The sequence below is a fragment of the Chryseobacterium turcicum genome (assembly GCF_021010565.1).
Taxonomy (GTDB): Bacteria; Bacteroidota; Bacteroidia; order Flavobacteriales; family Weeksellaceae; genus Chryseobacterium; species Chryseobacterium turcicum.
The window spans coordinates 910,001-931,344 of record NZ_JAJNAY010000001.1; the positions used below are offsets into that span (position 1 = coordinate 910,001).

Sequence of the window (21,344 nt, forward strand, 5' to 3'; positions counted from 1 at the left end):
TAACCCATTACCACGACAACACCACCACTTGGGCAGCCACCATGTTCCTCATACATTTCGTAGCCTGCAAAAGCACCAATTTCTATGGAATCTGAATTTTTATCAAGAAGATATTCTATTCTTTCTCTGGCTGTCATTTTCCCTTCGTCACGAAGTTTCTGAAGTTTTTTTTCACCGCCTCCTTTTTTTATTTCGGTCAGCAAACGGTTTATTTCAGATAATTTTAATTTATTTTGATCTTCTCTTTTGTTAAATTCAATATCCATGAAATTTATATTTTAATCTGGCTAAAGATACTATTTTTAAAAAAAGTAATAAAATATGTTTATTTTGTTTTAATCGATTGATTATTAGAAAATTATGAATTTTTTAACAAATAAGCTGTTTTTTTTGGTGCATATTTTGCTAACTTTACAATAGAGTAGTAGAAATGAAAGTTTCTATATAAATACTCAATTCCTAGTTTATTTTTTTAATAGTTTATTATTTGAAGGCCCTGAAAGTTGCATAAGTTTTCAGGGTTTTTAGATTTTATACCTTTCTATTTTATGTTTATTGTTTAGAATTTCATTAATAAGCTAATTAACGGCTTAAATTTTTTGACTGAATCAGCAGCTTAGAATTATCATTAGAAATAATAATCGTAATCTGATATTTTTTTAAATTTAATGAAAAGCTATTTGTAAATTTGTATGTTTATATTAAAAACATTAAATAAGTGACAAACCTATAATGAAGAGCTATTTCGGAATTATTTTTTCAACTTTTTATGCACTAATTTTTAGAATTTTAGTTGAATTTGGTATTCTTGATATTAATTCATGGACGTACATTATTCTTGTACCATTCGTGATGGGATATATTCCGTTTTTGTTTGATAAAAAGGCTTTTATGGAAAGTAGATTAAAATCTGTATTCTTTCCATTATTAAGTGTTACATTATTTCTATTTATTGCATTTATCACAAGGCTGGAAGATTTGGGATGTTTTATTCTTCTGTTTCCACCATACGTATTTTTTTCGGTGATACTTAGTTTCATTTTCAGGCACCTTTTGAATGCAGATGATTCAAATTTTTCAAATAAACTTAACAAAAATAGCTTACTGATTTTAGTGTTGCCTATACTGTTGGGAAATATTGAAAAGCATATCGTTAAAAAAGAATCTCAGCTTACCGTTTCTCAAAAAAATATAATTAATGCTCCAAAAGAAAAAATTTGGAATCATTTATTTTCTGTTCCTGATCTTACACATTATGTAGAAAAGTCTACATTTAATTATTTTGGATTTCCAAATCCTATTAAATCTGAATATGATCAACAATCAAATACAAGATTAGGATATTTCAGTAATGGAATTATTTTGAATGAAAGTGTTGTAGAGTCAAAGCATCTGGAAGAATTGAGTTTTAAAATAAATGTTGAAAAATCTAACCTCAAAAGCAGTCAGACTTTCAATCATATTCTAAGAAATAAGAATTTAATTTTCGATAATATCACATACAAATTGAGAAGTTTAGATGAAAATACAACTGAGCTTACTTTGGTTTGTGATTATAAAGTGAAGTCTAATATTCCGTTTTATGGAGAGTTTTGGTCAAAAAATATTATTCTAGATTTTGAGCATAAACTTTTGAATGCCCTGAAAAGGCAAAATGAAATCCAAATCCATTAAAAAAGTATCTTAAAAAAACAAATTCAACAATTTAATTAGGTTAGACATTACCATGCAGAAATTAGCACTTTTCAGATTACATTTAATCGTTTTTTTATGGGGTTTTACAGCAATTTTAGGAAAGCTGATTACCGCCAATGCCCATATTCTTGTTTTCTACAGAATGCTATTTGCTGCCATATTTCTTTATGCATTTATAAGGATTTATAAAAAAGAAAGCATTAAAGTTTCAAAAAAACTATTCTTTCAATTATCAGGAGTTGGTTTTTTTATGGCGCTGCACTGGTATTGCTTTTTTTATTCGATAAAAGTTTCTAATGTTTCTATTGCTTTAAGTTGTCTCTCGTTATCTACTTTGTTTGCTTCGGTTTTGGAGCCTATTGTTTTTAAAAGGAAAATTGATATTTCAGAAGTGGTAATGGGAACGGTGATTGTAGCCTGCATCTTGCTTATTTTCAAAACAGAATTTCAATATAAAGAAGGAATTTTTTATGGCGTTCTGTGCGCTATTTTCGGAACCGTATTTTCAGTTTTTAATGGGAAACTTTTCGGTAAAACCAGTTCTGGAAATATTATTTTTTACGAAATTTTCTCAGGATGGTTTATTTTGATGTTATTTTACCTCGTGACGGGACAAATGATGCAGATGAAGGAAATAAATTATAGAGATCTTGCGTTAATAGGCTTATTGGCAAGTGTATTTACAGCGTATCCTATGTTTGAATCTGTGAAGCTGATGAAATATATTTCGCCTTTCACTTTAATTTTAACAGTTAATTTAGAACCAGTTTACGGAATTATACTAGCTTTTTTTATCTTTGGAGAATCAGAACACATGAGCCCAGTATTTTATGTTGCATCTTTGGTTATGATTTTGGCTATTGTGGTAAACGCACTGATAAAAACTAGAAAACAAAAAAACATTAACTAAGTATCCATTTCTACATGATGAAAAAATATCTATTATTAGTATTTTCCCTTTTATTTGGGTTTTCTCAATCTCAGATTATCAGAAAATATTCCAACGAATTTTTAAATATAGGAGCCGGCGCCCGAGGAATCGGTATGGGTGGTGCTGTGATGACTAGTCAGGATGATGTATATTCACCGATGTGGAATCCCGCAGGTTTAAACGGTATTACCCGAGATTGGCAAGGGGCGGCAATGCACGCAGAATATTTTGAATCTATCGCTAAATATGATTATTTGGCTTACGCAAAAGTTTTAGAAACAGGTGTTTTCGGAGTTTCTGTAGTTCGTTTAGGAGTTGATAATATTTTAAATACAACTCAGCTAATCGATACGGAAGGAAATATCGATTATGATAAAATTACTAAATTCTCACAATCAGATTATGCAGGAATTATTTCTTACGCATTCAATCCTGGTGGAAATCCGAAATTGGATGTCGGTGTAAATGCTAAAATTGTTTACAGAAATGTAGGAAAATTTGCAAGCGGATATGGTTTTGGTTTTGATGTTGGAGCTATTTATAAAGCTGATAATGGCTGGAAATTCGGTGGTGTTCTTCGTGACGCTACCACAACAGTCAACTTCTGGAGTGTAAATCAAAAAGAATTGTCTACCATTGTCAATGGTGAAGAATTTAACCCTGCTCCAACCGATAAAATGGAATTAACAATGCCGAAGCTAAATGCAGGAGCAAGTAAATTATTCAATATAAACAGCAGTTTGTATGTTTTACCAGAAGCCGGAATTAATGTAGATTTTGCTAAAACGGCGGCTCTTCTTTCAACAGATTTTGCAAGTATCACACCATATGCCGGAGCTGAATTAGGATATCAGAAAATGATTTTTGTGAGATTGGGAGTCAACAGATTTCAGTCGATTACAGATATTGAAGATCTTCAGCGAAAAGTTTCTTTTCAGCCAAGTGCAGGTATTGGAATCCGTTACAGAGGTTTAACGCTTGACTATGCGATCAGTAATTCTGGAATCGGAGGTTCTAATTTTTATTCTAATTTCTTCTCATTAAAACTAGATATGGGAGAATTTAGAAATGACTAATTTTAGGTTTAAATAAATTTTATGAAAAAGTTATCGATTATAATATCATCTTTTTGTGTCATGCTATCGTATGCACAGAAAGTATCAGATTATAAATATGTAGTAGTTCCAAGTTCGTTTGAAGGTTTTAAAAAGAATAATTATGGGCTTAGTGCATTTCTAACTAAAAATATGAAAGCTAAGAAATATGTTGTGATTTCTGAAAACAGAGGGCAATGGCCGGAAGAAGCCAATGTGAATCCTTGTAGTGTCTTAAACGCTGACGTTATTAACGATAGTAACTTTCTTAGAAACAAAATTATTTTAGAATTTAAAGATTGTAATAATAAAGTTATTTCTTCACAAAAAGGAATTACGTCTATTAAAGAATACGAAGAAGGCTTTAAAGATGCTTTATCTGAAACTTTTGCGAGGATTCCGGTTGCTAGCCCTATTGAAAATACAGAGTATAAAAAAGAAATTAAAGTTATAGAAGCTGTGCCGCAAATACCTCAAGTAAACGAACAAAAGCCTCAAACTTTAAGAGCTGTAAAATACAGTAATGGAAAATTAAACCTTCAGAAAATTCAGATTGATGCTGCTCAGTTTATTCTAGTAGACGGAAACAGCTCTGTTCCTTTTGCTACTTTCAAGGAAACGACTAAAAAAGACGTTTTCAGAGTTAAACTTAGTTCAGGTGAATCTACCACAGGTTATTATGAAAATGGAAATTTAGTGATTGAAATTCCAAGAAGTAATGATGAGTATTCTAAAGAAGTGTTTGCTCCTGTAAAATAATTAAAAAACTTTTCCACAAAAAATAAAAAGCCTTACCCGAAAATTTCAGGTAAGGCTTCCTTAAAATAAACCATAAAAAACTAAAATTAAGGCATCAATACCGTGTCAATTACATGTATTACACCATTTGATTGATTCACGTCTGCAATGGTAACTTTTGCTTTGTTACCTTTTGCATCGGTTACATATAAATCTTTTCCTTTCGTCCAGAAAGTTAATTGTTCTCCTTGTACTGTTTTCATCATTGCTTTACCATTTCCTGCTTTCACGGCTGCCCAAACTTGTTTAGCACTGTACTTTCCAGGTAAAACGTGGTACGTTAAAATCTTTGTAAGCATTGCCTTATTCTCAGGTTTTACCAGATTCTCTACTGTTCCTTTAGGTAATTTTGCGAATGCAGCATCGGTAGGAGCGAAAACGGTAAACGGACCTTTACTTTGCAATGTTTCTACTAAACCAGCTGCTTTTACTGCGGCAACCAAAGTTTTATGATCTTTAGAATTTACTGCATTTTCAATAATGTTTTTCGAAGGATACATTGCTGCACCACCTACCATTACTGTTTTTTCTTTCATTTGCTGTGCAGCTGCATTTCCACTGAATGCGAATGATAAAGCCACCATTCCGAATACTGCGATTTTTGATCTTGTGTTCATTTCCTTAATTTTTTTTAATTATTATTGAGTAAGTATTTTTGTTTGTTATCATCATCTACGAAGATCAAATTGTTTTAGATTTAAGAATTTTAATTTTAACAAAAATTAACTGTAATTGATTATTTTTTAATCAATTCTGTGTGGTATGTAATTTTTAAAAGTTTTTTCTCATTGTTTACTTTATTTCATTACATTTGGAATGAAATAAAATCACTATTAAAACAAAATATTCTGAAGACGAACTTATCGTTTTGTTGAGACAGCAAAATGAATCTGGTTTTCATCACTTGTATGATAACTATTCGGGTGCATTATATGGTGTAATCCTCAGAATTGTTCAGTCTAAAGAATATACAGAAGAAATTATTCAGGATGTTTTTGTGAAAATCTGGAATTCTATTCATCAATATGATGCTGCGAAAGGAAGATTTTATACTTGGATGATTAATATCGCCAGAAATACGGCCATTGATTATCTTAAATCTAAAAGTTTCCAAAACCAACTTAAAAACCAACCTTTACCAGATTTCGTATATGAGAATGCGGAACTTTCAACTACCAATAATTCAGATTTTATTGGGTTTAATAAAGTGCTCGAAAGTTTGGAATCTGATAAGCAAGAACTCATTGATCTTGCCTACTATCAAGGGTTTACGCAGAGTGAAATATCAGAAAAACTGAATATGCCTTTAGGTACTGTTAAGACAAAAATGCGAAATGCATTGATTAAATTAAAAGACTTGTTAAAAGATTATCAATAAATTGGATAGTAAAGAATACATATCATCCGGAATTCTAGAATCGTACATTCTAGGTCTTGCTTCTCCCGAGGAAGCAGGTATTTTGGAGTGTGTGATGAAGAATAATGCAGAAGTGAAAGCCGCTTATGAAGAAGCGCAGCAAACTTTTGAATTGCTTGCAACGGCGCAGGCGGTGACACCACCCAACGATTTAAAATCAAAAATCTGGGATAAAATTCAACTTGAACAAAAAGTTGTCGATGAAAAACCAATAATTCCAATCCATAATGTTGAGCCTAAAACAGAATCTCAACAGGCAACGCAGGAAATAAAAGTAGAAAAGAATAACAACTGGAAAAACTTTGCAGTCGCAGCGTCTGTTTTATTTCTAGTAAGTATCGGAGGCAATTTGTATTGGATGAATAGCCAAAGTGATATTAAAAAAGAACTGGCAGATTTAAAATCTGATAAGCAGTCTCAAAATCTTGCGATGCAGAATCTTGAGCAAAAACTGAAGATTACTTCAAACCCAAATATGCTTAAAATTGTTTTGGCAGGAGTTGAAAAACATCCTGAATCCAACGCAGTAGTCTATTGGGACAAAACGTCCAAAGATGTTTATTTAACGGCAAATAGTCTACCAAAAGCTCCGGAAGGAATGCAATATCAGCTTTGGGCAATTGCAGATGGAAAACCTGTAAGTGCAGGAATGTACACCGACGAAAAAGATGCTAAAATAGCTTTGTCAACCATTCCAAAGGCAGAAGCTTTTGCTATTACTTTGGAAAAAGAAGGCGGAAGTACAGTTCCTACCATGGAAAATATGTATGTAATGGGAGGGGTTTAATTTCCTTTTAAACAATAATAAAATGAAAATCTCTTATCATATCGATAAGAGATTTTTTATTCTATTTAGCATTAAAAAATTCCCAAATCACTTTCGCTTTAGATTTTCCTAAAATTTCTTCTAACGTTTCAAGGTTAGCTTCTTTGATTCTTTTTACTGATTTTAATTTAGATAAAAGCAACTCAATTGTTTTTTCACCAACCCCCGGAATTTCCTCCAGCTCAGATTTTATGGTAGAATTGGTGCGTCTTGCTCTGTGATGTTTTCCCCCAAAGCGGTGCGCTTCATCACGCACTTGCTGTAAAATTTTAAGAGTTTCAGATTTTTTATCAAGGTATAAAGGAATAGGGTCTTCGGGAAAGAAAATTTCTTCCAGTCTTTTGCCACTCTAACAACGACTTTTTTTGAATTTTCAGGCATAAAAAAAGTTTATAGAAACAAAGTTCAATAAACTTTCTGTATCATTCGTAATAATCGGCATTACAAATAATTTTACCAACTATCTTTGACTATTAGATTGAAAACAGATTCAGTCATAATTAATTATGAATGTCCGTTTTCAGTCATACGCCTGTAACACCTATTATTACAAGGTTATCGACGATTTTATTGCAATATATGTCTGATTTAATCTGTGAAATGAGTTCATTAAGGTGTAATTTAAGATATTTTCGTTTGATTTCAGGGTGAAATCTTAAAAAATAAACAACGTATCTTGTTGAATTATAGGGTAGTAGTCAGTAAATTGATTAATTACGGATATACATATAATTAATAATAGTTAAATGATGATTGAGTAATTTATTTTGAGCTTGTTTCAAAATACAGATTATTCAGTGTGTTTTTAATTTAGCAATGAAATAAAATTACGAAAATAAAAATCAAATTTATCCGATATAATAGTGAGTAAAATTTAAATAGAGATTTAATTATTGATTAAGAAATAATATTAATTTAACCAAACTTTCTTCTCTGTTGAATTTTATTTTATTACTGTCGAAAAAAGAATTGAGTTCGCTGTTTTTTTCAGGATATAATTCTAATATTTCTTTTTTCCCTTTTAAAAGTTTATAATTTCCTTTTTCAGTTTTCACATAATATGTCGGTTCATTTTCTTTGAAACTAATTATTTTATCCTTTTTACCAAAAGAATTTTTTTTAGAATCTGAAAAAGATTCGACTTTAATAGATTGTTTTTTAAGAAGAGAGTTTTTCCCATCTACAAGTAGAAAATAATAACCAGGCTTATTGTCATTATTTACATCAGCTAAAACAAGAGTTTTATTAATAGGGTTTTCAAAAATAATTTTAGAATAGGGCTCTTGTTTTAATAAAGTATAATTTATATTATCTTTCTGATACTGGATTTCGTCAGTATAAATATCGTACCTCATGAGAGAAGATTCATTACAGCAAGTAGATTTAGCTATTACAAAATCTTTTGTAAGAAAAGGAGAGCCTTCAATTGCATTATAATCTAAAGTCTCTTCTTTTACTCCTGTAAAAGTATTTGCTTCTAGTGCCACACCAGGACGTACACCTGCTTCTAGGCTTGCAATTTGTGAATGAAAAATATTAATAGAACAAAAAAAGGAAAGTACAAGTGATTTTTTCATAATTAATTTTTATCAAACAAATATAATATTTTTTTTAATTCTAATTAGTTACAATTAAAAAATTCCCAAATTACTTTCGCTTTAGATTTTCCTAAAATTTCTTCTAAAGTTTCAAGGTTAGATTCTTTGATTCTTTTTACTGATTTTAATTTTGATAAAAGAAGTTCAATTGTTTTTTCACCAACCCCCGGAATTTCTTCAAGCTCAGATTTTATAGTAGAATTGGTACGTCTTGCTCTGTGATGTTTTACCCCAAAACGATGCGCTTCGTCACGTACCTGCTGTAAAATTTTAAGAGTTTCAGATTTTTTATCAAGGTATAAGGGAATAGGGTCTTCGGGAAAGAAAATTTCTTCCAGCCTTTTGGCAATTCCTACAATGGTAATTTTTCCGTAAAGACCAAGTAGTTTTAAACTTTTTACTGCAGAAGAAAGCTGTCCTTTTCCACCGTCAATCAAAATTAACTGGGGTAAACTTTCGCCTTCCTCCAGCATTCTTTTATAACGTCTGAAAATTACTTCTTCCATTGTTTTAAAATCATCGGGGCCAACAACTGTTTTTGGATGAAAAATCCTGTAGTCAGCTTTACTAGGTTTTCCATTTTTAAAAACAACACACGCCGAAACAGGATTTGTTCCCTGAATGTTTGAGTTGTCAAAACCTTCAATATGTCTAGGTTCAACAGGCATTCTTAGTAATTTCTGCATCTCCGCCATAATTCTGTTAGAATGTCTTTCTGGGTCTACAATCTGTACCTGTTTTAGTTTTTCAATTCTGTATTCTTTGGCATTTTTCTCTGAAAGCTCCACAATTCTTTTCTTGTCACCTACTTTTGGAACAATCAGCTTTACATTTGGAATTTCAACACTTAAGTGAAATGGAAGCAAAACTTCTTTAGAATCAGAATCAAATTTCTGACGAATTTCAATCAATGCTTCTTCCATGATTTCTTCATCGGTTTCTTCAAGCATTTTTTTGATTTCGGTCGTAAAACTCTGTATGATATTTCCGTTTCTGATTTTAAAATAGTTAACGTATGCCGCCGTTTCATCACTCGTCATTCCGAAAACATCTACATCATCAATATCCGGATTTACGACCGTATGTTTTACCTGATAGTCTTCTAAAATATCCAGTCTTTCTTTAATTATCTGAGCATTTTCAAACTGAAGATTAGATGCATATTTCGTCATTTGATTGATGAGATATTCTTTTGCTCTTCGGAAATCACCTTTTACAATTCCACGAATAGCATCAATTTTTTCGTCATAATCTTCCTTGCTTTCCAAATCTTCGCAAGGTCCTTCACAGTTTTTAATATGAAATTCGAGACAAACTTTGTATTTTCCTTCCTCAATTTTTTTTGGAGATAAATTTAAATTACAGGTACGAAGTTTATAAATATGCTTAATGGTATCTAATAAAATCTTTGCCGGACGTACTTTTGCGTAAGGCCCGAAATATTCAGAACCGTCTTTTATTTTATTTCTTGTAAGGAAAATTCTAGGAAAATCTTCATTTTTTATACAAATCCAGGGGTAGGTTTTGTCGTCTTTCAACATCACATTGTAGAAAGGCTGATGTTCCTTAATCAGATTATTTTCTAATAAAAGAGCGTCATATTCGCTGTTGACTATTGTAGTTTCCAGACGGTTTATTTTTCCGACCATTATTCTGGTGCGGTATCCAGAAAGGGTTTTGTTGAAATAAGAAAGTACCCTTTTCTTTAGATTTTTTGCTTTTCCCACATACAGCAGATTTTCGTTTTTATCATAATATCGATAAACACCGGGTTCTGAAGGTAAAGTTTTAAGCTGTAATTCTAAAGAAGGATTCATAAGACAAAAATAAGCATTCTCAATATATTTAAAACAACAAAAAAAGCTGCAGAAAATTCTACAGCTTCAGATTTATAGTTCAATAATTTTATCCGTTTGTCATTTCGGTATATTTACTTACCAAAAAGCTAAAATAATCCCATTCTGCTGATTTTTTAGGATACTTTTTCATGAATTCTGCATTGTCACCAAATAGGAAATCATAGTTGTCTTCAAAATCATCTTTGTGAAGCCACATTACTTTATCCCCTTTTTTTACGTAAAAAGATTTGATAACGCCACCTCCTAATTGAGGTCCACCAAAAGAAACACCTCCAGTTTCTTTAGCTCTCGGATCATGATAAACAGAGATGATATCGCTAAATTCAGGGTTAATAAGTTGCATCAAAAATTCTTTATCTTCTTTTTTATTCTTTAAAGAAACAGTTTGATTGACAAAGTGAATATTTTCGCCGGTTGTATTTTTGGTCAATTTTTTGGTTCCAAAATTTCTGATATTTCCAAAATATTTTCCAACTTTTGCAATCTTCTCAGCATTACTTGGATAGATGTACATTTCACTTACATTTTCTGCATTAAAAGTCATTTGCTTTTTTGTTGCGCTGTCTTTAATGGCAATTTCGTAAATCTGTCCTTTTTTAGAGTCTACTTTGCTGCAGTATCCTTTGTTTATCGTGCCATCTTTCATAATAATGGTAGATATTTTCTTTGGTGATGGGATATTGAATCCTTCATTGAAAAGATACGTTTCCATTTTTTTGATGTCTTCCTTAGAATACTTCACCTTGTCTTGGGCAAATGAGAATGCACTTGTCAGCGAAAGTGCCAATAATAGAGCTTTAAATTTCATATAGATTAGTTTTAAAATGGCGATAAAAATAAGAAAATAATTGTCTGTTTCTGAAAAAAAAATTCCTTGAAAGATGACTTTTTATGTATGATTCAAAATGTGTACTTTTAGGCAAATTTTTTAAAAATGATTTACGGTATAGATACTTTCAGTTTCCATGATGTTTTAGAAATCTGTAAAGACCCCAATAAAGCGCAGTTGAATGATGCGGCGAAAGAACAGATTATAAAATCTCAGAATAATGTAAAACAGATTGTAGAATCAGACAGAACGGTTTATGGCATCAATACAGGTTTTGGACCACTTTGTGATGTGAAAATTTCTGAGGAAGAAACAGCGCAACTTCAGTACAATTTAATTATTTCTCACGCAGTAGGCGTTGGGAAACCTATTGATAAAGAATTTTCAAAAATCATGATGATTGCGAAGGTTCATGCTTTGTCTAAAGGTTTTTCGGGAGTTTCTTTGGAAGTAATCGAAAGATTTATTTTAATGCTTGAAAAAGATATTATTCCTGTAGTTCCAGAGCAAGGTTCTGTAGGTGCTTCAGGAGATTTGGCGCCTCTTTCTCATTTGGTTTTACCTCTTCTAGGACTTGGGCAAGTTTGGGTAGGAAACGAAATCTTTGAAACGGCTGAAATTTTAGAGAAAAATAATATTGAGCCTTTGGTTTTAGGACCAAAAGAAGGCTTAGGATTGATCAACGGAACTCAGTTTATTCTGGCTCACGCGATAAAAGGTTTAGAAAAGTTTGAATATTTATTAGACTTAGCAGATATGACTGCTGCAATGAGTCTTGAGGCGTACAGAGGTTCTGCAAGCCCGTTTAAAAAAGAGCTTCACGACATCAGACCATTTGAAGGAAGCAAAAAAGTAGCCGCAAGAATGGTGAAATTTTTAAAGAATTCTGAAAATTTAAAAGCTCATGAAGAGTGCGAAAGAGTACAGGATCCTTATTCGATGAGATGTGTTCCGCAGGTGCATGGTGCAAGTAGAAATGCTTTCGAACATCTTAAAATGATGGCAGAAACTGAGCTTAATTCAGTGACAGACAATCCAATTGTATTGAGTGCTGAAGAATCTATTTCGGGAGGTAATTTCCATGGACAATTGATGGCGATGCCTTTAGATTACGCAACTTTGGCGGTGGCTGAATTAGGAAATATTTCAGACAGAAGATCTTATTTATTATTAGAAGGAAAATACGGTTTACCAAGATTATTAACAGAAAGCTCAGGATTAAATTCAGGGTTTATGATCCCGCAATATACTTCTGCAGCTTTGGTAACTGAAAATAAAACGCTTTGTTTTCCGGCTTCGGCAGATTCTATTCCTACAAGCTTGGGTCAGGAAGATCATGTTTCGATGGGAAGTATTTCTGGTAGAAAATTTAATCAGGTTCTTGGGAATTTAGTAAATATTTTAGCCGTTGAATTAATGTTTGCAGCACAAGGTTTAGAATTCAGAAGACCAGCAAAGTGCTCTCAAATTATTGAAGAAAACTTCTCTATTCTACGTTCAAAAGTAGCAAAATTGGAAGACGACCGATTGATTGGAAAAGATATGTTGGCCATTGCTGAGTTGATTAATGATAGAAAGTTTGTTGTCAATTTTTAAATGAAATCTCTCGCAGACTAAACAGATTGAGCTGGCTTTATGATCAGCGAAATTTGCTAAATCTGCGAGAAAAATTTTAATACGAATAAATGCAAATCCTCAGAACAACTTCCGAGAATCCCGAATTTCAAAATCTTGTAAAAAAGCTGGATGTCTATTTAGCTTTTATGGATGGCGAAGATCATGCTTTTTATGATCAGTTTAATAAAATCGACATGCTGAAAAATTGTGTGGTGGTATTTGAAAACGATGAAGCGGTTTCTTGTGGCGCTATTAAAGCGCTTGATGAAGATTCTATGGAGGTAAAAAGAATGTTTAAACTTCCTGATTATCGCGGAAAAGGTCTTGCAGTTTCCGTTTTAAAAGAACTCGAAGTTTGGGCTAAAGAATTAGAATACAAAAAAACAGTTTTGGAAACAGGAAAACTTCAGGTTGAAGCTGTCGCACTATATAAAAAATGTGGCTATGAAATGATTCCAAATTACGGTCAGTATATAGGAATTGAAAACAGTATTTGTTTCGATAAAATTTTATAAAATATCAATAGGGTCGGGCTTTAGCCCGACTTCTTGTTTTAGCCAAAACTTAATTGCAATTACCATTTCTCTGTCAAATATTTCCAATATCGTTTCGGAACCTGCTGAATGTGGAGTTTTGTATTTTTCCTTTCTTTAATATTGGTTTTCGTAAAATAACTTTGCCAAAGCGTTTGATATTTCTTTTCTTCCTCGTGAAATTTCTGCTGATATTGGTTTAAATCTAATTTTTCACCAGGATAAAAGAATTCACAGTTTTCTAAATCATAAAACAAACCGTAATGTCTTCTCAAATCATAAATCATCCATTTTTGGTCTGCATATCGGTCTTTAAAATGTTTTCTAATTAAAGGTAAAACATTAAAATCAGGGTCGATTTTCGCAAAATAAATATCATCCTGCAGTTTTTCAAACCGTACAAAAGCAGTCATCCGATGTCTTTCACGGCTTACAGATTTGCAAATTTTTGAGATTTTCAACATATCAGAATCAACAAAATTCTGCAGAATATTTTCTTCAGGATGTTTGATTGATTGTTTTACAGTAGATAAAATCAGATTTTCCATTTCTTGGTCTTCCGATAAAAAAACTTTTAGGAGTTGATTAATTCCTGATTTGCCAATATTTTGCTCTAATTTATTTAAAACTCGCTCCGACTTTTCTTCTTGGGTAATCACTTCTTGAATTTCCGCAAACATATTTTCTTGCTGAAAATTTTCTCTATTAAAAATTTCTACATCTTTATATCGATACTCGAAAACTTCAAATATCGCTGTGAAAAGTCCATCGAAACTGCCATCATAGAGGAGCGTAGTCATTTTTTGAGTGGGAGGGTTTTAGAGTTTGAGTATTTGTGTTATTTGTGAAAAATATTTGTGGAGTTTGAGTTTACTCTTTATAACAAATTAGTTTTAGGTTATCTTCATTTAGTTCTATGGAAAAATGCCCAATTTTTTCTATAATTAATTGAATTTCTTCTAAATTTTGAATAACATTTTTTGAATCAATTATTTTAGGGAAAATTAAATATTCAATTTCTCTGAATTCCAGCCATTCTCCGAAAGAATTATTTCCTTTAAAACCACTATGCCAATAATCGTGTTCATAAATTGTATTTTCATCCAAAAATAACTCACCGATTTTATCATTTTGAATTTTTTTAAATTGAATTTTCCTTATTTGTTCAATATTATCAACTAACCCATCAATCAATCTTACCCATTTTGAATTTGACATCAAACGCTGTGAGAACTGTGAAATTGCACTGTCAATTTTTTGAATCTGCAATTGATCATGGATGAATGCTTTCTTGGTTCTCATATTTTAAGGTTGTGTAGTTTGTGAAAAATATTTGTGCAATTTGCTTTTAAAAAAGCGTCAATTGCTGTGAAAATTGATTCTGAAATTTCGACTGACTTCCACCAATAATTAGTTTTCTTAAATTCAAATCTGTTAAATGTTTCAAGAAAGGGTTACCATAAGTAAAATCAATAAAATACTTTGCTCTGTTTACCGCAGCTCCCAATTTTTTAATATGGTCAATATTCAAAACCTGAAAACGTCTTGCACTCACAATTTTCTGTGCAGTTTTTACGCCAATTCCAGGGATTCTAAGAATCATTTTGTAGTCTGCAGTTTGCAAATTAACAGGAAATTGGTCGAGATGTCTCAATGCCCAACTTAGTTTTGGGTCAACTTCCAAATCAAGAAATGGAATATTAGAATCTAAAATTTCATCGGCTTTAAAACCATAAAAACGCATCAGCCAATCTGATTGATATAAGCGGTTTTCTCGTAAAACAGGAACTTCCGCCGTAATTGCCGGTAAACGATTATCGACTGTCACAGGAATGTAACCCGAATAATAAACCCGTTTCATTCCGTAATTTTTGTAAAAATGGTCGGCAACTTTAATGATTTGTAAATCGTTTTCATTGGTAGCCCCCACAATCATCTGAGTAGATTGTCCAGCTGGAGCAAATCTAGGAACACTTTTGATGAGTTTTTTCTCATCTTTATATTGCTGAATTCCCTTTTGAACAATCCGCATCGGCTGAAGCATATCTTCACGATTTTTATCAGGAGCCAATAATTTCAAACCAGATTCTGTTGGAATTTCAAGATTGACAGAAAGTCGGTCTGCATACAGCGCTGCTTCATTCATCAAATCATCACTCGCTCCGGGAATTGATTTCAAATGAATATACCCGTTGAAATTGTGCTCGGTTCTTAGTTTTTTTGCAACACGCACCAAACGTTCCATCGTGGTATCTGCATCTTTGAAAATTCCTGAACTTAAAAATAAACCTTCAATATAATTTCTGCGGTAAAAACTAATGGTTAAATCGACCACTTCTTCCACCGTAAAAGCAGCACGTTTGATGTCATTTGATTTTCGGGAAACGCAATAAATGCAATCGTAAATGCAATGATTGGTCAAAAGAATTTTGAGAAGCGAAACACAACGACCGTCTTCTGTATACGTATGACATATTCCACTTGCTGAGCTGTCACCTAAACCGCCATTGTTTTTTCTTTTTCCACCGCTTGAAGAGCACGAAACATCATACTTTGCAGCATCTGCAAGTATTTCCAGCTTTTCTTTTACACGGTCAAAATTCATTTTATTTTAGATTTAAATGTGATTGAGATATTTATTTTCTTTAGCAAAATTAAGTCCAAAATTGAGAAAAGTCAGGCTTTTTAACGCAAACTTATCCACATATTTCCAAAGCAAAATTAGTATATTTACGGTCATCAAATTTATGAGTGAAATCGTAAAAATTACGATTAACGATATAAAAAATAAATAGTATCCATATGAATCATAAACCGGTAGAAGGTTTTTCTAAATTAACCAAACAGGGAAAGATTGACTGGCTAGTTAACGAATATCTCGAAGGAAACCAGGATTATCAAAATATACTCAATCAATATTGGAACGAAAATGCAGATTTACAGAAGCTTCACGACGAGTTTTCTGAAAACACAATTTCCAACTTTTATATGCCTTACGGAATTGCGCCTAATTTTTTAATCAACGGAAAATTATTCGCATTGCCAATGGCAGTAGAAGAGAGTTCGGTTGTTGCGGCAGCTTCAAAAGCAGCAAAATTTTGGATTGATAAAGGAGGTTTTAAAACAACCATTATCAACACCGAAAAATTGGGACACACGCATTTTATTATTGATGTTGAATCTCACAAACTGCAGCATTTTTTTAATTTCAATTTAAAGAAAAAACTGTTTGAGGCAACAGAAGCGATTACAGCAAACATGAGAAATCGTGGTGGTGGAATTTTAGATATAAAATTGATTGACAAGACTTCCGAAATGCCCAATTACTATCAATTGAAGGCAAGTTTTGATACGGTAGATTCTATGGGAGCTAACTTTATTAATTCTTGTTTGGAGCAGTTTGGGAAAACATTAAAACAGGAAATCGTCATCAGTGAAGATTTTACACAGGAAGAGAAAAATTCTTTGCAGATTGTGATGAATATTCTTTCCAATTTCACTCCGGATTGTGTGGTTAGAGCCGAAGTTTCTTGTAAGATAGAAGATTTAAAAGATGATAGCGGAATTTCAAACGAAGAATTTGCAAGAAAATTCAAACAGGCGGTTACGATTGCTGAAATTGAACCTTTCCGTGCAACCACACACAACAAAGGAATTATGAATGGCGTAGATGCGGTAGTAATTGCAACCGGAAATGATTTCAGAGCAACCGAAGCTTGTGCGCATGCTTATGCTGCAAAAGACGGAAAATATTCTTCGTTGACGCACTGTACAATTGATAACGGAGTTTTCAGATTCTGGATTGACCTTCCTATTTCTGTAGGTGTTGTGGGCGGTTTAACGAATCTGCATCCTTTGGTGAAATTCTCTTTGGCACTTCTTGGTAAGCCTTCTGCTCAGGAATTGATGAGTATTTTGGCTGTTTCAGGATTGGCTCAGAATTTTGGGGCACTTCGTTCTTTGGTAACAACAGGAATTCAGAAAGGTCATATGAAAATGCATTTGCTGAATATTTTAAACCAAATGGGCGCAACGGAAGAAGAAAAACAACATTTCGTAACCTATTTTAAAGATAAAACGGTTACGCATCATGAAGTTATTAATGAATTTAACAGATTAAGAGAAAAATAATGATACAGATTATTTTGGCTGTTTTATTCATGGTATTTGGAGTCTTTCTTAAACAATCTAATCATCCTGGTCTTAGAAATTCTAAAAAGTTTTGGAAAATGTTTATTATTCTGGGAGTTGTGATATTGATTAGCAGATTGGTTGCATCATTTTTAAGTCCATTGTAGTGAAAAAGAAAATTCTATTTTTCCTGTTAATTTCCGGTTTAAGTTTTTCGCAACAGAAAAATTTAAAAATAACTGATTTGCAACCGAAGTCTGAAGATTTTGCTTTTCCAAAAGTTTCTTATGCTGAAAAACCTTTGGTTGAAAATAAAATAAATACCTATTTGCAGGTCAGTCAGCTTGAATATATTCCCGGGTCAGAAGGGAAACCTTCTCAATTGGTATCTGCAGGAAAAACTTCGTATTCCAACTACGTATATTTTTACAGTTGGGAAAAACTGGAAACTCCGAAAAATATCTTGAGTATTGCCATTAGTGGTGAAGCTTCTGGAGCTTATCCTGAAGGTTTTGATATTTGGAAGAATTTTGATTTGAGAACAGGGAATTTAATCAATGCTAAAGATTTATTTCAGCCTAATGCTATAAAAACAGTTGAGAATTTAATTAAGAAAAGGATTAAAACAGAAATTAATGATTATCTCACAGAATTAAAGTCAGAAAAAAAACCTTCGGAAGAAGTTTTAGACCAAATTGCTATTTATGAAGGCTGCTTTACCGATTTTACTTTAGATGGGATTGAATATTATTTTGCGAAAAATAAAATCAGATTTATTGCCGGAAGATGTTCTAATCATGCGATGAGAGCGTTGGATGAATTGGGTAGTCATGTTGTGGAATTTCAGTATAAAGATTTGGAAAAGTATTGGAATTCGTACGCAAAGAATTTATTGTCAGATTCCGAAAAAGTTGATAAAACAAGCATTAATAATAAACTGTATAAAGGAAAAATCGATGGTAAATATCCTATCACTGTTTTGATAGATAAAGTATATGAAGACGGTTCTTTTTCTGCAAAATATTGGTACGATAAAAATAAAAAACTAATCGAGTGGAACGGGAAATTGAATGGGAATCATCTGTCGATTATTGAGAATGATTACTATAGTGAAGAAACGAATCAGTGGATTTTTAGAGCTTTGATAGAAGCCGATTTACAAGGGAGTAAAATCTCAGGTACCTGGCAGGATTATAAAACAAAGAAATATTTAAAACTAGAATTAGAAGAATTATAAAATGAAAACAATTACTTTAGTCTTCGGTGCCGCATATGGAATGTTATCCGTTATTTTAGGTGCTTTCGGAGCGCATGCTTTAAAGAAAATTTTATCTGTGGAAAGACTGGAAAGTTTTGAAACAGGTGTAAGATATCAAATGTACGCTGCTTTCTTTTTGCTGATTGCAGGATATATTTTAAAATTTGACACTTCATCTCAAAAATGGATTTCTATTTTGATGATTGCCGGAACGATGCTGTTTTCTTTCAGCATTTATTTTTTAAGTCTGCAGGATTATTTGGGAATGAATCTTAAATTTTTAGGTCCGATTACACCACTTGGAGGTTTGTTTATGATTTTAGCTTGGCTGATGCTGATTTTTTATTTTGTGAAGAATAAAATTTAATCAATGCGATTGAAGCTAAAAGTAAAAACTGCGATATTTTGTGTAGATTGTCTACTGAAAAATCACACTATGAATCAGCGGTCTATATTATTTTTTGTAATCCTTATTATTTCTTTTTTTAGTGTTTCGAAAATAAATGCTCAGGAGAAGAGAAAATTAATGAATAGGGGGATTTTAACAGAAATTAAAAATATTCAAAATCGTTTTTCTGATAGTGTTAAACATTACGATTACAAGAAGGATGCAGCTTTATATGGACAAAAGTATAAAAGCTTTTATGGTGAAAAATTAAATAGCCTAAAAGAACTGTATCAAAGCATTTATGACAAAGAAGGGGTGGTTGGAAAAATAGATTCAAGTCTTTCGTTTAAAACAACAAATGCAATACAAGCCGAAAAAAACACTCAAACCGGAATCACTTCTTCGGAAGAAATAAAAAATAAATCTATTGATATTACCGAGGTTGAAAACTTCCAACAACTTCAAGAGTTACAAAAACAATTGACGCTTAATTTTCCTACTTATTTAGTAGAAGAGCTTGATGAAGGAGTTTATCGTTGTAAATTGACTTTTATAATCGATGTGGACGGGAAATTCAAAAAAGTAAAATACAGTGAAGCATCTAAGGCCGAATTTGGAATTATCAGTGCATTATTCCTTTATGCAATCGGAGGTTTAGAGAAACCTTTGCTATATAATCAAAAACCAATTGTACAAAATTTTACACAACCTATCGTTTTAAGATTTGAATAACAACAACCTTTTTAGGCTATTTCTTATTTTAAACATTAAGATTATTTAGTTTTTAAGAATACAAACGATTCAGTTTTTTTAAGATTTACTAAAGTAAAAAGTAAGAGGATTGCTTAAGTCAATTTCATTGATTCTTAAAAAATATTCACTTTTTAATTAGCCTTAGTGGTTTAAAAATGCTGTATTTCAAAAAGATATATTATAACAAATGATGATGGTAATTTTAAAAATAAATTAAAATGAAAATCAACAGAAGACGTCGCTTAATACGAACTTTTAATCTTTTGGATCAGCCGATGAGGTTTAATCCTTTCGTATTCAGTCGTTCTTTTTTTATGTGGGCAATCACCGGTTTAGTGGGCGGAATTATCGCCGGATTATACTGGATTGTTCTTGAGCATTTCACGGAGTTTTTACATCAATTCCAAGGTTGGATGGTGATTCCAACGATGGCAATTTCTGGTCTTTTGGCAGGTTTGGTCATTCATTTTATTGGCGACCCGGGAGAAATCCATTTAATTGTCAATAATATCCGTTTTAATAAAGGGAAATTAGACCCGAAGAATAATCCTTCCATGATTTTGTCATCACTATTTTGTGTGGCATCGGGAGGAAGTTTAGGTCCTGAAGCGCCTTTGGTTCAGGTTACCGGTTCTACAGGAACTTATTTGGGGAAACTTTTTAGGCTGAAAGGAGAAGAATTGCGTTCTTTAAGTATTGCCGGAATGGCTTCGGGTTTTACAGCACTTTTCGGAGCTCCACTTGGAGGAAGTTTATTTTCTCTTGAAATTCTGCATCATAAACACGCTGTAGAATATTATAAAGCGATTATTCCGGCTTTGGTGGCGAGTTGTTTCAGTTATCTGATGTTTGCGTTGATTATTCATCTGGGAATTGGGGCGACATGGGATTTGAAAGCTTATCATTACACCGGAGTTTACGATTTTGCGTACGCAACAGCTTTTGGAATTGTAGGAACTTTATTTGGCTGGATTTTCATTTTTGTCGTTAAATTTTTCAAAAAAGCTTTCGAATACAGAAAATTTCCTATTTACATCAAGACTTTGGTGGGCGGAATTTTATTAGGAGTTATTGCGTTTTATTTTCCATTGACAAGATATTTCGGGCATCATGAAATAAATGAATTAATTAACGGAGAGTACACGCTGAATTTTTTAATAATCATTTTAGTTTTTAAAATTTTAGCCATTGCCATTACTGTAACTTCAGGATGGAGAGGTGGTTTTATCATTCCGTTGTTTTTTGTGGGAACGACTTTAGGATTGATTATTCATCATTTATTTCCAACGGTCGATACCACTTTAGCGATTGTAAGCTGTATGGCGGCAATTAATGCTTGTGTCACAAGAACGCCAATGAGTACAACAATTATTTTGGGAACTTTAACCGGATTTACCTATTTCGTTCCGATACTTTTTGCAAGTTTGACGGGATATTTCTTGGCTCCCAAAATTCCATTTATCGGTTCGCAGTCGGAAAAATTAACTGAAGAATAGAAATATTTGAGGCAAAAAGTAAATGAAAGAAGAAATATCATCTTAATTTTTAGTCTAATAAACTTGGACTTCCGTGTCTTTTTATTAAATTTGTCAACCTTTAAATATTAAAATAAAATAA

General features: G+C 32.3%; 22 protein-coding genes and 1 pseudogene (1 of these 23 cut by a window edge). 14 read left to right on the forward strand and 9 right to left on the reverse strand.

Annotated features, from left to right (window positions below):
- Window positions 1-266: the beginning of an acyl-CoA carboxylase subunit beta gene (locus LO744_RS04255; protein WP_230667341.1), read on the reverse strand. The gene continues 1,363 nt to the left of window position 1, outside the view; 266 of the gene's 1,629 nt are visible here — the first part of the coding sequence; it begins with the start codon at window positions 264-266; the stop codon falls past the left edge of the window.
- Between the two features lie 466 nt (window positions 267-732).
- Here LO744_RS04255 and LO744_RS04260 point away from each other — a divergent pair, with 466 nt between their 5' ends.
- From LO744_RS04260 to LO744_RS04275, 4 genes are read left to right on the forward strand one after another with little or no spacing between them, the layout of a single operon-like run.
- On the forward strand, window positions 733-1,674 hold the full coding sequence (locus LO744_RS04260) for a hypothetical protein (protein ID WP_230667342.1): 942 nt from the start codon (window positions 733-735) through the stop codon (window positions 1,672-1,674).
- A 52-nt stretch (window positions 1,675-1,726) separates the two neighbouring features.
- On the forward strand, window positions 1,727-2,605 hold the full coding sequence (locus LO744_RS04265; RefSeq protein ID WP_230667343.1) for a DMT family transporter: 879 nt from the start codon (window positions 1,727-1,729) through the stop codon (window positions 2,603-2,605).
- 14 nt (window positions 2,606-2,619) lie between these two features.
- Window positions 2,620-3,702, forward strand: a complete 1,083-nt coding sequence (locus LO744_RS04270; RefSeq protein ID WP_394799507.1) for a putative type IX sorting system protein PorV2 — start codon at window positions 2,620-2,622, stop codon at window positions 3,700-3,702.
- Window positions 3,703-3,723: 21 nt separating this feature from the next.
- Window positions 3,724-4,479, forward strand: a complete 756-nt coding sequence (locus LO744_RS04275; protein WP_230667345.1) for a hypothetical protein — start codon at window positions 3,724-3,726, stop codon at window positions 4,477-4,479.
- 86 nt (window positions 4,480-4,565) lie between these two features.
- Here the strand turns inward: LO744_RS04275 and LO744_RS04280 are convergent, their stop codons facing one another.
- Window positions 4,566-5,135, reverse strand: a complete 570-nt coding sequence (locus tag LO744_RS04280; RefSeq protein ID WP_230667346.1) for a fasciclin domain-containing protein — start codon at window positions 5,133-5,135, stop codon at window positions 4,566-4,568.
- Between the two features lie 251 nt (window positions 5,136-5,386).
- Between LO744_RS04280 and LO744_RS04285 the strand changes: the two genes are divergently transcribed.
- Both LO744_RS04285 and LO744_RS04290 read left to right on the forward strand, forming a co-directional pair.
- Entirely contained in the window at window positions 5,387-5,896 is a 510-nt protein-coding gene (locus LO744_RS04285) for an RNA polymerase sigma factor (protein WP_230667347.1), read from the forward strand.
- 1 nt (window position 5,897) lies between these two features.
- Complete coding sequence (locus LO744_RS04290; protein ID WP_230667348.1) at window positions 5,898-6,722, forward strand: anti-sigma factor; 825 nt, start codon at window positions 5,898-5,900, stop codon at window positions 6,720-6,722.
- A gap of 61 nt (window positions 6,723-6,783) precedes the next feature.
- On the opposite strand, the pseudogene LO744_RS04295 reads toward LO744_RS04290, so the two are convergent.
- The 4 genes and pseudogenes from LO744_RS04295 to LO744_RS04310 form a co-directional block, all read right to left on the reverse strand.
- Window positions 6,784-7,104, reverse strand: a pseudogene (locus tag LO744_RS04295) (helix-hairpin-helix domain-containing protein); the annotation flags it as partial.
- Window positions 7,105-7,651: 547 nt separating this feature from the next.
- Window positions 7,652-8,338, reverse strand: coding sequence for a hypothetical protein (locus LO744_RS04300; protein WP_230667349.1), 687 nt, complete (start codon window positions 8,336-8,338; stop codon window positions 7,652-7,654).
- 44 nt (window positions 8,339-8,382) lie between these two features.
- Window positions 8,383-10,176 (reverse strand): excinuclease ABC subunit UvrC, encoded by a 1,794-nt coding sequence (gene uvrC, locus LO744_RS04305; protein ID WP_230667350.1) that lies wholly within the window; start codon window positions 10,174-10,176, stop codon window positions 8,383-8,385.
- Window positions 10,177-10,264: 88 nt separating this feature from the next.
- On the reverse strand, window positions 10,265-11,026 hold the full coding sequence (locus tag LO744_RS04310) for a hypothetical protein (RefSeq protein ID WP_230667351.1): 762 nt from the start codon (window positions 11,024-11,026) through the stop codon (window positions 10,265-10,267).
- A 126-nt stretch (window positions 11,027-11,152) separates the two neighbouring features.
- On the opposite strand from LO744_RS04310, the gene hutH reads away from it, so the two are divergent.
- Window positions 11,153-12,643, forward strand: a complete 1,491-nt coding sequence (gene hutH / locus LO744_RS04315) for a histidine ammonia-lyase (protein ID WP_230667352.1) — start codon at window positions 11,153-11,155, stop codon at window positions 12,641-12,643.
- 89 nt (window positions 12,644-12,732) lie between these two features.
- Window positions 12,733-13,179, forward strand: coding sequence for a GNAT family N-acetyltransferase (locus tag LO744_RS04320; protein ID WP_230667353.1), 447 nt, complete (start codon window positions 12,733-12,735; stop codon window positions 13,177-13,179).
- A 59-nt stretch (window positions 13,180-13,238) separates the two neighbouring features.
- On the opposite strand, the gene LO744_RS04325 is transcribed toward LO744_RS04320, so the two are convergent.
- The 3 genes from LO744_RS04325 to LO744_RS04335 form a co-directional block, all read right to left on the reverse strand.
- Window positions 13,239-13,997, reverse strand: a complete 759-nt coding sequence (locus LO744_RS04325) for a TIGR03915 family putative DNA repair protein (RefSeq protein ID WP_230667354.1) — start codon at window positions 13,995-13,997, stop codon at window positions 13,239-13,241.
- A 70-nt stretch (window positions 13,998-14,067) separates the two neighbouring features.
- Window positions 14,068-14,466 (reverse strand): DUF6678 family protein, encoded by a 399-nt coding sequence (locus LO744_RS04330; protein ID WP_230667355.1) that lies wholly within the window; start codon window positions 14,464-14,466, stop codon window positions 14,068-14,070.
- Window positions 14,467-14,545: 79 nt separating this feature from the next.
- Window positions 14,546-15,802, reverse strand: a complete 1,257-nt coding sequence (locus LO744_RS04335; protein ID WP_230667356.1) for a putative DNA modification/repair radical SAM protein — start codon at window positions 15,800-15,802, stop codon at window positions 14,546-14,548.
- Window positions 15,803-15,999: 197 nt separating this feature from the next.
- Here LO744_RS04335 and LO744_RS04340 point away from each other — a divergent pair, with 197 nt between their 5' ends.
- The 6 genes from LO744_RS04340 to LO744_RS04365 all read left to right on the forward strand — a co-directional run bounded on the left by LO744_RS04340 (window position 16,000) and on the right by LO744_RS04365 (window position 21,223).
- On the forward strand, window positions 16,000-17,328 hold the full coding sequence (locus LO744_RS04340; protein WP_230667357.1) for a hydroxymethylglutaryl-CoA reductase, degradative: 1,329 nt from the start codon (window positions 16,000-16,002) through the stop codon (window positions 17,326-17,328).
- Window positions 17,328-17,495: a hypothetical protein gene (locus LO744_RS04345; RefSeq protein ID WP_230667358.1), complete on the forward strand. Its 168-nt coding sequence runs from the start codon at window positions 17,328-17,330 to the stop codon at window positions 17,493-17,495. Before LO744_RS04340 ends, LO744_RS04345 begins: the two co-directional genes overlap by 1 nt.
- A complete protein-coding gene (locus LO744_RS04350) occupies window positions 17,495-18,565 on the forward strand; it encodes a hypothetical protein (RefSeq protein ID WP_230667359.1) in 1,071 nt (356 codons plus the stop codon). Before LO744_RS04345 ends, LO744_RS04350 begins: the two co-directional genes overlap by 1 nt.
- Window position 18,566: 1 nt before the next feature.
- Window positions 18,567-18,953: a DUF423 domain-containing protein gene (locus LO744_RS04355; protein ID WP_230667360.1), complete on the forward strand. Its 387-nt coding sequence runs from the start codon at window positions 18,567-18,569 to the stop codon at window positions 18,951-18,953.
- A 69-nt stretch (window positions 18,954-19,022) separates the two neighbouring features.
- Window positions 19,023-19,706 (forward strand): hypothetical protein, encoded by a 684-nt coding sequence (locus LO744_RS04360; protein WP_230667361.1) that lies wholly within the window; start codon window positions 19,023-19,025, stop codon window positions 19,704-19,706.
- A 239-nt stretch (window positions 19,707-19,945) separates the two neighbouring features.
- Window positions 19,946-21,223: a chloride channel protein gene (locus LO744_RS04365; protein WP_230667362.1), complete on the forward strand. Its 1,278-nt coding sequence runs from the start codon at window positions 19,946-19,948 to the stop codon at window positions 21,221-21,223.
- Window positions 21,224-21,344 lie beyond the last annotated feature (121 nt).